Origin of the sequence: Chitinophaga sp. NPDC101104 (assembly GCF_050277495.1) — a bacterium.
In the GTDB taxonomy this organism is placed as follows: domain Bacteria; phylum Bacteroidota; class Bacteroidia; order Chitinophagales; family Chitinophagaceae; genus Chitinophaga.
In genome coordinates, this window is record NZ_JBNNSF010000001.1 from 3,628,805 (window position 1) to 3,642,383 (window position 13,579).

18 protein-coding genes are annotated in these 13,579 nt (G+C 50.9%); 8 read left to right on the top strand and 10 right to left on the bottom strand.

Going from position 1 to position 13,579, the window contains the following annotated elements:
• Positions 1-23: 23 nt before the first annotated feature.
• Genes ACQKLP_RS14625 through ACQKLP_RS14660 form a run of 8 tightly spaced genes read right to left on the bottom strand, consistent with a single transcriptional unit; the run spans position 24 to position 5,634 of the window.
• Complete coding sequence (locus ACQKLP_RS14625) at positions 24-953, bottom strand: phosphatase PAP2 family protein (protein ID WP_427323484.1); 930 nt, start codon at positions 951-953, stop codon at positions 24-26.
• Positions 954-1,007: 54 nt separating this feature from the next.
• Positions 1,008-1,553 (bottom strand): sigma-70 family RNA polymerase sigma factor, encoded by a 546-nt coding sequence (locus tag ACQKLP_RS14630; protein ID WP_427323485.1) that lies wholly within the window; start codon positions 1,551-1,553, stop codon positions 1,008-1,010.
• Between the two features lie 23 nt (positions 1,554-1,576).
• Entirely contained in the window at positions 1,577-2,350 is a 774-nt protein-coding gene (locus ACQKLP_RS14635; RefSeq protein ID WP_427323486.1) for a metallophosphoesterase family protein, read from the bottom strand.
• A gap of 10 nt (positions 2,351-2,360) precedes the next feature.
• The gene (locus ACQKLP_RS14640) at positions 2,361-2,789 is read right to left on the bottom strand and encodes an arsenate reductase ArsC (protein WP_427323487.1); all 429 of its coding nucleotides are present in this window, start codon (positions 2,787-2,789) and stop codon (positions 2,361-2,363) included.
• Positions 2,790-2,810: 21 nt separating this feature from the next.
• The gene (gene arsB, locus ACQKLP_RS14645) at positions 2,811-3,890 is read right to left on the bottom strand and encodes an ACR3 family arsenite efflux transporter (RefSeq protein WP_427323488.1); all 1,080 of its coding nucleotides are present in this window, start codon (positions 3,888-3,890) and stop codon (positions 2,811-2,813) included.
• A gap of 13 nt (positions 3,891-3,903) precedes the next feature.
• Positions 3,904-4,392 carry an N-acetyltransferase family protein gene (locus ACQKLP_RS14650; protein ID WP_427323489.1) on the bottom strand — a complete coding sequence of 163 codons (489 nt, stop codon included), beginning with the start codon at positions 4,390-4,392 and terminating at the stop codon, positions 3,904-3,906.
• An 11-nt stretch (positions 4,393-4,403) separates the two neighbouring features.
• Complete coding sequence (locus ACQKLP_RS14655; protein WP_427323490.1) at positions 4,404-5,249, bottom strand: arsenite methyltransferase; 846 nt, start codon at positions 5,247-5,249, stop codon at positions 4,404-4,406.
• Positions 5,250-5,304: 55 nt separating this feature from the next.
• Positions 5,305-5,634: an ArsR/SmtB family transcription factor gene (locus ACQKLP_RS14660; protein WP_427323491.1), complete on the bottom strand. Its 330-nt coding sequence runs from the start codon at positions 5,632-5,634 to the stop codon at positions 5,305-5,307.
• Between the two features lie 706 nt (positions 5,635-6,340).
• Here ACQKLP_RS14660 and ACQKLP_RS14665 point away from each other — a divergent pair.
• The 5 genes from ACQKLP_RS14665 (at position 6,341) to ACQKLP_RS14685 (ending at position 10,031) form a co-directional block, all read left to right on the top strand.
• A complete protein-coding gene (locus ACQKLP_RS14665) occupies positions 6,341-7,333 on the top strand; it encodes an SDR family NAD(P)-dependent oxidoreductase (protein WP_427323492.1) in 993 nt (330 codons plus the stop codon).
• A gap of 17 nt (positions 7,334-7,350) precedes the next feature.
• Positions 7,351-8,079: an SDR family NAD(P)-dependent oxidoreductase gene (locus tag ACQKLP_RS14670; RefSeq protein ID WP_427323493.1), complete on the top strand. Its 729-nt coding sequence runs from the start codon at positions 7,351-7,353 to the stop codon at positions 8,077-8,079.
• A gap of 107 nt (positions 8,080-8,186) precedes the next feature.
• Positions 8,187-8,306, top strand: coding sequence for a helix-turn-helix domain-containing protein (locus ACQKLP_RS14675; protein WP_427323494.1), 120 nt, complete (start codon positions 8,187-8,189; stop codon positions 8,304-8,306).
• A 728-nt stretch (positions 8,307-9,034) separates the two neighbouring features.
• Positions 9,035-9,793 carry a hypothetical protein gene (locus tag ACQKLP_RS14680; protein ID WP_427323495.1) on the top strand — a complete coding sequence of 253 codons (759 nt, stop codon included), beginning with the start codon at positions 9,035-9,037 and terminating at the stop codon, positions 9,791-9,793.
• A gap of 25 nt (positions 9,794-9,818) precedes the next feature.
• Positions 9,819-10,031: a hypothetical protein gene (locus ACQKLP_RS14685; RefSeq protein WP_427323496.1), complete on the top strand. Its 213-nt coding sequence runs from the start codon at positions 9,819-9,821 to the stop codon at positions 10,029-10,031.
• A 72-nt stretch (positions 10,032-10,103) separates the two neighbouring features.
• Here the strand turns inward: ACQKLP_RS14685 and ACQKLP_RS14690 are convergent, their stop codons facing one another.
• Positions 10,104-10,442 carry a helix-turn-helix domain-containing protein gene (locus tag ACQKLP_RS14690; protein WP_427323497.1) on the bottom strand — a complete coding sequence of 113 codons (339 nt, stop codon included), beginning with the start codon at positions 10,440-10,442 and terminating at the stop codon, positions 10,104-10,106.
• A gap of 191 nt (positions 10,443-10,633) precedes the next feature.
• On the opposite strand from ACQKLP_RS14690, the gene ACQKLP_RS14695 reads away from it, so the two are divergent.
• Genes ACQKLP_RS14695 through ACQKLP_RS14705 form a run of 3 tightly spaced genes read left to right on the top strand, consistent with a single transcriptional unit; the run spans position 10,634 to position 11,563 of the window.
• A complete protein-coding gene (locus tag ACQKLP_RS14695) occupies positions 10,634-10,879 on the top strand; it encodes a SymE family type I addiction module toxin (protein WP_427323498.1) in 246 nt (81 codons plus the stop codon).
• Between the two features lie 38 nt (positions 10,880-10,917).
• Entirely contained in the window at positions 10,918-11,388 is a 471-nt protein-coding gene (locus ACQKLP_RS14700; RefSeq protein ID WP_427323499.1) for a hypothetical protein, read from the top strand.
• Positions 11,375-11,563: a hypothetical protein gene (locus tag ACQKLP_RS14705; RefSeq protein ID WP_427323500.1), complete on the top strand. Its 189-nt coding sequence runs from the start codon at positions 11,375-11,377 to the stop codon at positions 11,561-11,563. The genes ACQKLP_RS14700 and ACQKLP_RS14705 overlap by 14 nt, the downstream gene beginning before the upstream one ends.
• 1,005 nt (positions 11,564-12,568) lie before the next feature.
• Here the strand turns inward: ACQKLP_RS14705 and ACQKLP_RS14710 are convergent.
• Positions 12,569-13,561: a hypothetical protein gene (locus ACQKLP_RS14710; RefSeq protein ID WP_427323501.1), complete on the bottom strand. Its 993-nt coding sequence runs from the start codon at positions 13,559-13,561 to the stop codon at positions 12,569-12,571.
• Positions 13,562-13,579 lie beyond the last annotated feature (18 nt).

Sequence of the window (13,579 nt, forward strand, 5' to 3'; positions counted from 1 at the left end):
GGGCCTTTGCTCGCAAAAGCCGGTTATTTCCGTTGATCCGATTTGTTCCAGTCCTTCCATTCCTTCCGCGCTTTTTGCAGCGCTTCCATGAATGCCGGGTTCTTGCTCCATGCGCTCAGGAGATTCCAGCTGATGACCCGCGAAGCCTCGTTATCGCTAGGGTAGTGGATACCCATCAGCTCCCGCGACCAGCGGACTTCCTCCGCCATTTTCAGAAAATCGGCGCGCCGCTCCGGGATGATCTCGGCAAACAGGAAGGCTTCCGAAAACGCCCACAGTGAATGCCCGCTCGCGAACGACGGCGACGAGATCCGGGCCAGCGGTTGCAACGCTGGCTCCAGGTGGTAGGGCCGGGCCCGCTTGAAGTGCCATTTCAACCGGAACTCCGTTACCCGGATGTCCTGGATGCAGTTGAGCAGCAGCTCCGTTGTGGCCGGGAAGTTTTGGTCGTTGTACCATTCCCCGACGGGCGAAGCGATGTAAAAGAGCTGTTTCCGGTTCTCTTTGTAGTCAGGGTCTTCCGGGTTCAGGATGTTCGGCCAGGAGCCGATGTTGGCGATGTACTGTGCCCGCGCTACTTCCTGCGGCGTCCTGTTTTGTTGCAGGCGGAGCAGGTAGTCCAGCTCGGCCCTGGTCTGGTCGGAGCTGTTGGCCGGCGGGGTCGCGAGCCCCGGCAGCATGGCTTCCAGCGCTGCACTAAGATACATCGTTCTCCATAATGTGTTGCCCTGCGCGCCTTTTCCGTATTCCGCCCAGGGGTAACGGATCGTATCCATCCAGGCGCGGGAGTTGTCGGGCAGCGGGTTCAGTTCGGATAACGTTTTGTAATGCTGGCTCAGGGGCTCCAGCGGGTGCAAAGCGTTGCCCGCGAAGCGGAATGCGGCAAGAATTACGAATGCGATGGCCAGGGGCAGCAGGAGAAGCGTCTTTCTTTTGGATAGTTTGTAATGCATGTTGAATGATTTTCCTATATGACGGGCCATTCAAAAAAAAGACGCAACCTATTTTCAGGTACAATCTCCACCGCAGCAGGAAACGATATTCCCGTACTTGTCAAACTCGAAATCGCAGCATTCCAGGATGGCGGCGCGCAGCATCTCCTTCGACCGTTGAACCCTTGATTTCAGCCCGGAATACGACATACCCAGCTCCGCCGCCAATTGTTTCTGCGATATGCCTTCGATCTCCGATTTCACCAGCGCCTCGCGGTAGATTGGCGGAAGGGCCTGGATCATCTGGCCCACAAAGGAATCGGACAACCGCGCCACGAGATTTTCTGGCTCGCTGGCAGGCGCCGGCAGGTGTTCGGCCTCGGCAGCGCCGGTGAGCGCTTTGCCTTTCTTCCGGAAATAATCCGCCACGGCGTTGTCCGCCATCTTCATCACATAAGGGATCACGTTTTCCGCCTGAGAAATTTGCGGCAGGCGCTGCAGCAGCTTCAGGTATACATCCTGGAGAATGTCTTCGCAGCAGTCGGCATGGTTGACGCGGGAGCAAATGCGTTTTTCGAGCTTGCCTTCGAGCTGCGCGAGAATGGGCAAAATGGTTTGCATATCGTTGGATTAAAGAAAAAGGGCTAAAAGCCCCTTCTCAACATGTCTGCATATTCGTTCGGAAGCATACTGGTTTCTATGGCCCTGGCCGCCTTTTCCACGTCGTACCCGAAGCGGATAAATTCCACCTGGAGGGAATTGGGGTCGCGGATGGACAGGGTTTCGTCGATGTGCAGCATCACGTAGCCGCCGCGCGGGTCGCCGTCCTTCGGTTTGCCAACGGAGCCGATGTTGATGGCGTGGCGGCACCTGGACGCTTCGCCGGGCTCCGTGCAGATGATCCGGTGGTAAGGCTTATGCGTGTGGCCGAAGCAAAGGATATCGGCGTTGGCATCCGTGAGGATGCGCAGCATGCTCTTTTCGTCCCGGTCTTCGAAAAGGTATTCGTTGATCTTCCGGGGACTGCCATGCACCAGCATGAGGGTCAGCGTATCGTCGTTCAGCTGGAACTCGACGCGGATGTGGGCGGGCAGTGTGCGCAGGTATTTGCGCTCATCGTCGCCAACAAGGGAGTTGGTGAAGGAAATGGAGATCTGGCCCATGTCCTTATCCGCTGTGGTTTTGTAGGCGCATCCGCATTCGTTGCTCATCCGGCCGATGCCCTGGTCGTAATTGCCGGCGATAGTAGGGATACCGCGCTTGCGGACCGCCTGGATCACTTCATTGGGCCAGATATTGTAGCCTACCAGGTCGCCGAGGCAGTAAACGGCGTCGGGGTTGCGTTTGTCCAGGTCGGCGAAGAAGGCTTCCAGCGCCGGGAGGTTCGCGTGAATGTCGGAAAACAGCGCAATTTTCATCGGTTGCGGTTTAGGCAGTTATGTTTTTGACGTGCGTATTGACGAATTTTTCAAAATAATTGCGGATGATCTGCCGTACTTCGCGGAATTGTTCCGTGATTTCTTCTTCCGTGCCGGTAGCTTTGGCCGGATCGGGGAAATTTTCATGGAATTTCTCCGCGTGCGACGGGAACACGGGGCAGCGTTCCTTCGCGTGATCGCAAACGGTTACCACGTAATCGAAGTCGATGTCTGCATATTCGGCGATATTGTTGGACGTGTGGCCGGAGATATCGATGCCGTCTTCCGCCATGGTGGCGATGGCGCGGGGATTCACACCGTGTGTTTCCACGCCTGCGCTGTATACTTCAGCTTCGTCGCCCGCGAAGTGTCGGAGATAGCCTTCTGCTATCTGGCTGCGGCAGCTGTTGCCGGTGCAAAGGACCAGAATCTTTTTCATTTGGAATAGTAGGTTTTGAGTTTATGCTTGCAATGCTTTTTCTTCCGATTTACCATACCAGCGTTTCCGCAGCCAGAATGCCACGTTCACCAGGGCGATAAGGGCGGGCACTTCCACCAGCGGGCCTATCACGCCTGCAAACGCCTGTCCGCTGTTGATCCCGAACACGCCGATCGCTACGGCGATGGCCAGCTCAAAGTTGTTGCCGGCCGCCGTGAAGGCGATGGAGGCGTTTTTCGAGTAATCGGCGCCCAGGGCTTTGCCAATGAACATGCTCACGAGGAACATGATTACGAAGTAAATGGCGAGGGGGATGGCGATGCGAACCACGTCCATCGGGATCTGAATGATCAACTCACCCTTCAGGCTGAACATCACCACGATGGTGAACAGCAGGGCGATCAGGGTGATCGGGGAAATCACGGGCACGAATTGTTCCTGGAACCATTTTTCACCTTTCCAACGGATCAGCGCGAAGCGGCTGATGATGCCTGCAGCGAACGGAATACCCAGGTAAATGGCTACGCTTTCTGCGATCTGGCCGATGGTGATATTCACTTCCAGCCCTTTCATCCCGAACACTGGCGGCAGCACGGTAATGAAGAACCAGGCGTATACGCTATACAACAGCACCTGGAACACGCTGTTCAGGGCCACGAGCCCGGCGGCGTATTCGCGGTTGCCTTCCGCCAGCTCGTTCCACACGATCACCATGGCGATGCAGCGGGCCAGCCCGATGAGGATCAGCCCGATCATGTATTCCGGATAGCCGTGGAGGAAGAGCACCGCCAGGCCGAACATCAGTACGGGCCCGATCACCCAGTTGAGCAGCAGCGATGCGCTGAGGATCCTGGTGTTGCGGAACACTTCGCCCATTTTACCGTAGTTCACCTTTGCCAGTGGCGGGTACATCATGAGGATGAGGCCGATGGCCAGGGGAATGTTGGTGGTGCCGGTCGAGAAGGAATTGATGAAACTGCCGGTGGAGGGAATGAAATACCCGATGGCAACACCGGCCAGCATGGCGAGAAAAATCCAGAGGGTGAGATAACGGTCAAGGAAACCCAGGCGTTTCCGCTGAGCGGGATTACATTGCTGCATAGTTGTACGTTTTCTAAATACCAATTTCTTTACTCCGGCACTCCATCAGCACGGTATCGCGCCATGTGCCGTCCATTTTGCCGATCTTCTCCCGGAACCCGACTGTACGGAAACCACAGGCTTCGTGTAGCTTTATGCTGGCTGAATTCTCCGGGAAGATTCCGGCCTGGAGCGTCCAGTAGCCATGTTTTTCACTGACGGCGATCAGTTCTTCCAGCAATGTTCGGCCGATACCTTTTCCCCGGGCCGATGCCGCCACATAAACGCTCACTTCGCCAACCCCGGCATAAACACACCTTCCCGAAACGGGCGTAAGTGCCGCCCATCCCATCACCTGGTCGCCGTCGACGGCAACCAGCCTGCCAATTTCGGCGTGGCTTTGGTCCCATTCTTCCCATTCGGGAGCAGCGGTTTGGAAAGTGGCGTTCCCGGTAGCGATACCGCTTTCATAGATCGATTTTACTGCCGGCCAATGGCGCGGTTCCATGGAGATGATCTGCATTGCGTTGATTTTTAGGAGCAACAATTGGGACCGCAGCAGGCAGTGGCGGCACCAGGTTTTTCCGCGTAAACGGTAATACTGAATATGCCTGTCTGTTGAGACTTGAATCCTGCCAGTTCTTCCGGCGAGAGGTATTTTTCGAGGATATCGTCTGGGATGATGATCGCTTTTTCCTTTTGAACGGTGATGTTCTGGAAGCCGTTCTGCGCGATCAGCTCCAGGTACGTTTCTTTCTGGCTGGCGCCGGAAACGCAGCCTGCGTACATTTCGGCGGCTTCTTTCAGGGATGCGGGGAGGTTGCCGGTCAGCACTACATCGGAGATGCTGAAGTGGCCGCCGGGCTTCAGGACGCGGAAGATTTCGGAGAAGACGCCGTTTTTGTTGGGCACCAGGTTCAGGACGCAGTTGCTCACGATGACATCGGCCACATTGTCGCTCACGGGCATCTGCTCGATATCGCCCTGGCGGAACTCGACGTTATGGAAACCGCGGACTTCCGCATTGTGGCGGGCCTTGGCGATCATGGCGTCGGTGAAATCGATCCCGATCACCTTGCCGGTTTCACCGGTTTCAGCGCGGGCGATGAAGGCGTCGTTGCCGGCGCCGGAGCCCAGGTCGATCACCACGTTGCCGGGCTGGATTTTGGCGAATTGGGTAGGGAGGCCGCAGCCCAGGCCGAGGTCGGCGTCGGCGTTATAGCCTTCGAGCTGGGTGTAGTCTTCGCTCATGATGTTATATACTTCATCGGAACAGCAGGAGGCGCCGCAGCAGGAGGAGGCGTTGGTATCTTTATCCTGCAGGGCAATGTTGCCGTATTTCTCGCGGACGAGGTCTTTCAGTTCTTGATCTGTAGGCATCGTAATAAATTGTTCGTATAATTGCAATATTGCGATAAATAAGGGCAAAAAAATATTAGCAGCAACTGCCCTCGGATACGCTGCTATCGAAGAATTTGTCGAAAAGGTTACGGTATTGCATCCAGGTCTTCGGGTTGATGCAGTAGCAGATGGAGGTACCTTCCACGGTGCCCTGGATCAGCCCTACGGCTTTCAGCTCTTTGAGGTGCTGGGAGATCGTCGCCTGTGCAAGGCCGAGCTCTTCCACCAGGTCGCCGCCGATGCAGGCGTTGATCTTTACGAGATGCTGCAAAATGGCGATGCGCGCGGGGTGCGCCAATGCTTTCGCCATGTTGGCGATGTCGTTTTGCTGTTTGGTGAATAAATCGGTCTTTGTAGCTCCCATAATATTGCAATATTACGATGGATTGACAATACAACCCAAATTTATTTTCGTGTATCGAATGAATTCCTAAGCAACGCTCTTTTTATGAAGACAGCATCGACGTTTTTCTTTACATTTCTTATCATCGACCCGATATTTCAAAAAAAAATCAATTGCTGCATGAAAAAATACCGGATGGAATCGAATTTAAAATTATTGCAGTTCGGGATGCAGTTTCGTACACCTTGTTTTTTCGGTAACTGAAATCGCTGTTTGGACTGGTTCGAAATGAACCGATTCAGTCCCTACAAATCAATGCAGACAAGACTTTTGGAGAAAAAAGGTGACACCAATTTAGGATATTCCAGTGTCACCTTTTCTGCGACCATTTAGCGTGGTTTGACAAGGATTAACAATACCCTTAAAAAAGCGAAAGCCGCGCCGATCGTGCGATCTGCGCGGCTTTAGTTTTGTAGACTTTCATCTTTGTGATCCCTATGGTACAAAACTCGAACCTTTTCATCTATGATTTGTATCAATTTTTATCATCATCCAGCCTCAGGGGCAGTCCATAAAATAGGCATCGCCAGCACGGAGCGCATCCCCCTTGATTTCCATCCTCAAAAAACGGACTTTTGAACAAAGTATATTTGAACTTTTGAACAAAGCCGCCCATTCCACGGCAAAGTAATTTTGTTTCATCATCAACGATTAAAAAATCGCTATCATGAAACAAAACAATTACCAGGGCGCATTGCAAACCCCTTTACATTCAGGCTTCCATGCCGCATCCACAACGGCAGATGTTATTGAGGGCATTGACCTTACCGGGAAAATTGCCATCGTAACCGGCGGCAATACCGGCATCGGGCTGGAAACCACCGGCACTTTGGCTGCAGCCGGGGCTACCGTGATCGTTCCGGCGAGAGACGTCGAAAAGGCGAAACGGAATCTGCAGGGTATTCCGAATGTGGAAATCGCGGCGATGGACCTCATGGATCACGCTTCTATCGACAAATTCGCTGACAGCTTCCTGGCATCGGGCCGGCCGCTGCACCTGCTCATCAACAACGCCGGCATTATGTGGGTACCCCTGCGTAGGGATAGCCGGGGCATCGAATCCCAACTGGCTACCAATTACCTGGCGCAATTCCAGCTCACGGCCAGGCTGTGGCCTTCCCTCAAAAAGGCAAATGGCGCGAGGGTGGTCAACGTATCGTCGCAAGGCCACCAGTTTGCGCCATTCGATTTTGAAGATCCCAACTTCCTGTACCGCAACTATGAAACATTACAAAGCTACGGTCAGTCGAAAACCGCAGTAAACCTCTTCACGCTGGAACTCGACAACCGGGCCAAAGCTAGTAACGTAAGAGCTTATTCCCTCCACCCCGGATCTATCGGCGGCACAGAGCTTGGCCGGGAAGCGCCGCTTGAGCTTTTTCAAAAAATGGGTTTCTGCGATGCCGACGGGAACATGTTCCCGGAAGTACTGGCCTCCCTGAAAACCATTTCCCAGGGCGCCGCCACCACGGTTTGGTGCGCAACTTCACCTCTACTCAACCAAACCGGCGGCGTGTATTGTGAGGATGCCGATGTTGCAGCACTGGCAACCGGCGAATCCGCCTCCGGAGGCGTGAAGCCTTACTCTCTCAACGAATCCAGCGCCAAACGCCTATGGACGCTCACCGAAGAAATGATCGGCCACAAATTCAATTGCTAACCTTAAATTCCTGAAAAATGAAATCATCAACATCAAAAATAGCCGTTATTACCGGCGGCAACAGCGGAATCGGATACGCCACGGCAAAAAAACTTTCCGAAAACGGCGTTAAAGTCATTATTACCGGCCGGAGAAAAGAAGCGGTGGAGAATGCCGCGAAGGACCTGGGGGTGGATTGGGCGCTTGCAGACCAGGCCAGCCTTTCAGACATAGACCGCCTCGTGGCTGAGGTTTCGGAGAATTTCGGCAAGGTCGATATCCTGCTCATTAATGCCGGCATCACCAAGTTTTCACTGATAGAACATACGTCGGAAGGGCTTTTCGATGAAATGATGGACGTGAATTTCAAAGGCGCCTATTTCACGTTAAGTAAATTCATTCCCATCCTGAATGATCACGCCTCCGTCGTGTTTTTATCGTCTACTTCAGCCAAAATTTCCCCTCAAAGCGCATCGGTATACGCAGCCAGCAAAGCAGCCATCAATGCCCTTGTGAAAATTGCGGCGCTGGAGTTGGCACCCCGGAAGATCCGCGTCAACGCCGTAAGCCCGGGGCCTGTAGCCACAGAGATAATGCATAAAATCGGACTGGATTGCCAATTGGAAGAACAACTGATCGGCTCCATCCCATTATCCCGCCTCGGGAAGCCCGACGAGGTGGCGGATATGGTCTCCTTTCTCTCGGGCAATAACGCAGCCTTTATTACAGGTTCCAATTTCCTGGTAGACGGTGGCCAATCGGTCTGACGAAAAACCAGCCGATTACTTTCAAACGGGATTTCAGCAAAACGTTCAACAATACTCCGCAACGTTGGCTAACGCAAAAAAGACTGAAGCTGGCGCATTAACATCTCATGGAGAAAAAAAGGAAGCCGGTAGACGTATGCTACGAAGTAGGATTCGAGAATCTGTCCCATTTTTCGTTTGCGTTTAAGAAGCGCTTCGGGTATGCGCCTACGAAGTTATTGGAATAATCACGACTCTTTTCTTTCCAAAGCAAGTAAATGGAAGGATAACGGTATCAGCGGAAGTGGCAGAGCATACAAAATTCATTGATGAAGATATCGAATAAAAAAAAGCTTCAAAACGAATACGTTCTGAAGCCTTTTTATATTTTGTGATCCCGCTGGGACCAGCTATAATGCCTTACAGACGTGTGTTTCGTAGGGTTTGTGATTATATGTCAATGATTTTGCGACTACTCCAAATAGCGCACAATGCATTGATTTACAAAGAACTATCTTTCGTTCACAAAGATAGTAAAAGGACTACAAAGTAGATCAAACCGCGCGGAAATTATTTTAGCCGCATCATACCTGCTTTATACCGCTTTGAAACCGGCTGCATCAATGCTCCAGGTACGCGCGGACTTCGGCCTCCGGCAACGCGGTGTACCGGCAAAACTCTCCCACGGAAACCAACTGCCCTGCCTTCTTCCCATTTGCTTTACGGATCCGCTGAAGGAGTAGCCGCGCCGTCCGCTCGGACCGGCCGGTAATGTTTTGAATGTCCCTTGCGAAGATTACCATGCGGGGAGGGACCAATCTGTGCGTAATCGGCATTTTCGGAATGTGAATTTTTCTGTGATCGTATGCCGGTGTAGGTTTGCTTTCGTAGCACAAAGTTACTGCATCTCGGCCAGATGGAAAGCCCAACGGGCGCGGCTATGCAAAGCGCCCCATTTTAAACTAAACCCCAATAAATGGCAAAACAAAAGGGGATCGTTCCCCTCGAAGGCACAATCGGAAACGTGACCTTCTACAAATCCAAAGCCGGTTACCTCGCCCGTGAAAAAGGCGGCGTCGACGGCTCCCGCATTGCAACGGATCCCGCGTTCGCCCGTACCCGTGAAAACGGCTCCGAGTTCGGCCGCGCCGGGAAGGCCGGCCGCCTGTTGCGCACCTCGTTGCGCGCGCTGCTCCTGGGTATCAACGACAGCTACATGACCGGACGCCTCACCCGGGAGTTCGTGAAGGTCATCCGCGCCGATGAAATCAGCCCCCGCGGGCAGCGGAACGTCATCGATGGCGAGGCGGAGCTGCTGCAGGGCTTCGAGTTCAACCAAAACGGGCGCCTGGGCGCGACGCTCTACGCCCCGTTCACTACTAGTATCAACCGTTCGACGGGCGAGCTCTCGGTGGCGCTGCCATCCTTCGTGCCGATGAACATGATCGCAGCGCCGGCCGGCGCCACACACTACAAGATCAATGTTGCCGGCGTGGAAATCGACTTCGAGGCGGAAACGTTCGTGGTTGACCTGGGCTCCACCGGCGAAACCGCAATCGGCACCAATCCCACGCCGATGACCACCCTCACGGCAACAGTCACGCCTGCTAGCACGAAACCGCTGTTCCTGGCTGTAGGGATTGAGTTCTTCCAGCAGGTGAATGGCGCCACATATCCACTGCGGAATGGTGCATACAATGCGCTGTCGCTGGTGTTGGTCTCCAGCGGCGTGTGATTTTTTAACCCGTAAAGTGAAGCGTATGAAAATTGCCGAAAGGCTGATCGCCCCAACGCCTCCTTTCTTCCAGAAGGTCCGCACGATCGGGCTGCTGATGGTCGTGATCAGCGCCTGCGTATCAGGTACGCCGTGCGACTTTCCGGAAGCCATCAACGAAATCATCCGCGAAATGGCGATCACTGGAACAGTCATGGCAGGACTCAGCCAGGCAGCGGTGAAGAAGGAAGAAGGTTAACCCCAAAGACAGTTCCAGCATGCTGCTGGGACGCCGGTGAGTAGGTAAAAGGGCCTCCGTGGGAGGCCCTCTTTATTGGAACAATTCCTGAATCTTTTGTTTTGCACTAAATGCTTCGATCACCGCAACGACGTGATCTCGATCTTCCTTTGAAAATTTTTCCAAGCGTTTCGCGATTTGTAGATATGCGTCTTCACCCTCTGCGGGAGGTAATGTGTCTCCTAATATTAGATAATCAAGGGAAACATTCAAGGCCCTTGCAAATTTTGCTGCGACCTCAATGGAAGGCACCATTTGGTCGCGCTCATATTTGCTTACAACGTCTTGTACGATTCCCAGCATTGTGCCAACGTCTTTTTGGGTTAAATTTCGCTGCTTGCGTACTGCTGCAGCTCGTTGTCCGAAAGTCATAAAACAATGGTTTAAAGTAAAACTGTAAACTACTGTAAAAAAAGTACACAACGATGCATTATAAGCATTATTAATATTAAGTATGGTCTATTGTGAATAATTTTATAGAGTTATACACACTAAATATAGTAAATTCTACTTGTTATGTTACTTACTATTTAGTAACTTTAGATAGTAAAAACGTTAACCCAATGAAACTAGTAGAAATACCGACCAAACGCCGGCTTACCGTAACCCGTAAGCCCAGCGAAAAGATTGTTCCTTTAATCAACGTTTCCGGAAAATGGCTTGAAAAAGCCGGCTTCAATGTAGGTGACATTGTAGAATTGCTGGTAACCCAGGGAAAAATTATTATTCGCAGAACAGCCAACAAATGGGTGGAAGAAGTAACCACCATCAAGTACATGGTAAACGAAAAAGGGGAACGCGTTGATTAGCGCCAACCAATTTTTTAACAATTAAAAACAATTATTTTATGGTGAAAGTTTATGTTGACACCTCCGTAATCGGAGGGTGTTGCGATGCAGAATTCCAGGAATGGAGCTTAGCTTTATTTGACGAATTTAATGCCGGCACGAAGAAGATTATTATTTCTGACATTATTTCGATGGAGTTGCTAGGGGCAAGTAATGAGGTAAAATCTTATCTGAATCAAGTACCCCAGTCTAATCGCATCCTCATTGATGCAAATGACAAAGCTTTGATGTTGGCACAAACTTACATCGATGAAGGCGCTCTGCCTGGCAAAAATTATCAAGACGCGCTACACATCGCACATGCAACATTGAGTGGAGCTGACGTTTTGGCGAGTTGGAATTTTAAGCATTTAGTAAATCTTGAACGAATTAAACAGTACAATGCAATTAATCTTAAATTGGGGTTGAATACAGTAGAAATTCGAACACCAAGGGAAATTTTAAATGTTATAGAATATGAAGAAAGCTAAAAAGTACGATGCAGTTCAGGAAGTTCGCAACCTCCGCGACAAAATGGGCCCCATTTATTTGAAAGATCCTGAAAGATTGAAAAGGGATCTGAAAAAAGCCCGGGAAGAGTTTTTCCCAAACGAATGGAATAGAGACTGGGTGATTGATACCCCATGTTTTTGGGGGACGAAGTAGGAAATGATGCGCCTACGCCCTGACTCTCCAGTTTGTTTCCCAATCCCTCCCATGTACGGCCGCCAGCCGGTGAGCCAGATAATCCACAAAATCAACAAAGGCAAAAGCCAACATCTTTGACGGTGTAGGTGGCGCCCCTTTTGGTCACTGCCAAAGGGCACACCTGGCGCCGCCTACGCCGGCAAAGATGCCCTCTCATTCTTCATTTCCAAATGGCTAACAGACACCGAGGGACCAGCCTACGCACAATTTTGTTTGCGGCCTGCAGCGCCAGAACTTTCTTCCATACCCGGCAGGGAAAAAGCAAACATCATTGCCGGTATAGGTGGCGCCCTTTGGGACCATCGAAAAGAGAAACGTTGCGCCACCTATGCCGGCAATGATGCGCCAAGATTGCACAAAAGTTGATCAAGGATCTACCGCCCCCGTTCGCGGCAGCTTGTTCTGAAGCCCAACCGCCTGCAGTGGGTACCGAGCAGATCGGAAGGCACGTGCGCATCACTGCCAGCCCCCACGGGGCACCGAGCTGCAGGAGCCCGCCCCCTGGTAAAAGCCCTTATACACAGTGTCCAAACGAATCGCGGAGAAACCCGGCACTTGCCAACAAAACGCCCCCGCCACCACCTCGCCATGCGGCGCATGCCCAGGGGGCGGGAGCGCGGCGCTTCGCCGCGCGGAGCAACCTGCGGCAGGCGCCGCCGGCAGGTGGCGGACAGAATGGGGCAGCGTAGGGATGCGCAGCGAAGCGGAGCAGACCGGGAGCTGCCCGAACGCAGGGCTTGGGAAGGGGCCTGCTTGGGGACCGTCCGCATGAGGGCAAGCCCCTTTCCAAGCCCGGAGTGAGACCGCTTTTCCTGCTCGTTGCACATAAGGATCCATATAAGCAATATGAAACTCACTACCGCTCATTGCAGCGGAGGGGCGAAATTAGTTCAGAGTATTATCAGAATTGATGATAAGTAATCAAAACTACCTCCAAATAGTAGTTCATTTAATGTAAACTCTCTAAAATAGATAGTTTACCTTATCGCGGTAATAGTACGTTTTCCGTGCTAAGGTACTTGACTCATCAACATTATTAAGACGACCTACATATCGCTTCAGATGATTAATTTCTTTCTCAAAGAAAGGATGGTTCTTATTTGACAAATTGAACTTGAAGTGAATATCAGCATCATTATTTACTTTTCCATTTGCTTTAAATAAGTTGAAGCTATCCTCGCATTTAATACGGATATTATTTGTTAGAATTTGCCGGGAATGTAAACCCTCAAAATCTACAGGATACTTACCTTTATCGTGGTCTATTAAACTAAGACTTACATTTTCTATACCATTCTGAGCCAAAAATTCCTGAATCTTTTGATAAGCATTTTTGAGTTGATAATCGCTATCAAATTCAGATATTATAGTTAGATTCAATGGTTTTGTTAGCTTATTAATACAAAACATTTTCAAAACAACAAACAAATTATCTTTCAATTTCTGGTTGCTATTATCGCACAAAATGTACCTATCAAATATTATCAATGAAGTCAGTGGCAATATTCTTTCTTTCAACTTCTCCCAGCTATCGAACTTAAGTTCAGTAGGAAAATTTTTATCCTGAGTTACTTTTAATGTTGAATTTTCCCTGATAAGCTTTATTGGATTCCAAGCCTTCTCGATATTTGCGGAAGACACATATATGTAACCTCTAGCACAAGACAGTTCATTGCAAACATCTTCATTAAGAGTCAAAAGAAATAAATTCTGTTCCCATAGTGATTCGTAAAAACGATCTGTTAACACGTCGCCTTCAAGATTGACATTATACTCAATTTTGTCAAACTTATCAATCAATAGTTCCCACATAGGATTATCTATCATTGCTTCTCGGTACTCAGATAAAGAGGCAAAGTCACAGATGAGTCTCATTCCAAACGACTCTTCCAATACAAACTTGTAAAGATCTTGGGAACATTCATTTGCATCAGACTCTACAAATAATGTATCCATAAACGATTTGGTTGCACC

What these genes read in the sequence shown, in the direction of transcription:
- ACQKLP_RS14655 (WP_427323490.1), bottom strand. Translation starts at nt 5,249, where the DNA reads ATGCCTACAGATCAAGAACTGAAAGACCTCGTCCGCGAGAAATACGGC.
- ACQKLP_RS14650 (WP_427323489.1), bottom strand. Translation starts at nt 4,392, where the DNA reads ATGCAGATCATCTCCATGGAACCGCGCCATTGGCCGGCAGTAAAATCG.
- ACQKLP_RS14710 (WP_427323501.1), bottom strand. Translation starts at nt 13,561, where the DNA reads ATGGATACATTATTTGTAGAGTCTGATGCAAATGAATGTTCCCAAGAT.
- ACQKLP_RS14680 (WP_427323495.1), top strand. Translation starts at nt 9,035, where the DNA reads ATGGCAAAACAAAAGGGGATCGTTCCCCTCGAAGGCACAATCGGAAAC.
- ACQKLP_RS14700 (WP_427323499.1), top strand. Translation starts at nt 10,918, where the DNA reads ATGGTGAAAGTTTATGTTGACACCTCCGTAATCGGAGGGTGTTGCGAT.
- ACQKLP_RS14625 (WP_427323484.1), bottom strand. Translation starts at nt 953, where the DNA reads ATGCATTACAAACTATCCAAAAGAAAGACGCTTCTCCTGCTGCCCCTG.
- ACQKLP_RS14635 (WP_427323486.1), bottom strand. Translation starts at nt 2,350, where the DNA reads ATGAAAATTGCGCTGTTTTCCGACATTCACGCGAACCTCCCGGCGCTG.
- ACQKLP_RS14695 (WP_427323498.1), top strand. Translation starts at nt 10,634, where the DNA reads ATGAAACTAGTAGAAATACCGACCAAACGCCGGCTTACCGTAACCCGT.
- ACQKLP_RS14685 (WP_427323496.1), top strand. Translation starts at nt 9,819, where the DNA reads ATGAAAATTGCCGAAAGGCTGATCGCCCCAACGCCTCCTTTCTTCCAG.
- ACQKLP_RS14640 (WP_427323487.1), bottom strand. Translation starts at nt 2,789, where the DNA reads ATGAAAAAGATTCTGGTCCTTTGCACCGGCAACAGCTGCCGCAGCCAG.
- ACQKLP_RS14675 (WP_427323494.1), top strand. Translation starts at nt 8,187, where the DNA reads ATGGAGAAAAAAAGGAAGCCGGTAGACGTATGCTACGAAGTAGGATTC.
- arsB (WP_427323488.1), bottom strand. Translation starts at nt 3,890, where the DNA reads ATGCAGCAATGTAATCCCGCTCAGCGGAAACGCCTGGGTTTCCTTGAC.
- ACQKLP_RS14705 (WP_427323500.1), top strand. Translation starts at nt 11,375, where the DNA reads ATGAAGAAAGCTAAAAAGTACGATGCAGTTCAGGAAGTTCGCAACCTC.
- ACQKLP_RS14630 (WP_427323485.1), bottom strand. Translation starts at nt 1,553, where the DNA reads ATGCAAACCATTTTGCCCATTCTCGCGCAGCTCGAAGGCAAGCTCGAA.
- ACQKLP_RS14660 (WP_427323491.1), bottom strand. Translation starts at nt 5,634, where the DNA reads ATGGGAGCTACAAAGACCGATTTATTCACCAAACAGCAAAACGACATC.
- ACQKLP_RS14670 (WP_427323493.1), top strand. Translation starts at nt 7,351, where the DNA reads ATGAAATCATCAACATCAAAAATAGCCGTTATTACCGGCGGCAACAGC.
- ACQKLP_RS14665 (WP_427323492.1), top strand. Translation starts at nt 6,341, where the DNA reads ATGAAACAAAACAATTACCAGGGCGCATTGCAAACCCCTTTACATTCA.
- ACQKLP_RS14690 (WP_427323497.1), bottom strand. Translation starts at nt 10,442, where the DNA reads ATGACTTTCGGACAACGAGCTGCAGCAGTACGCAAGCAGCGAAATTTA.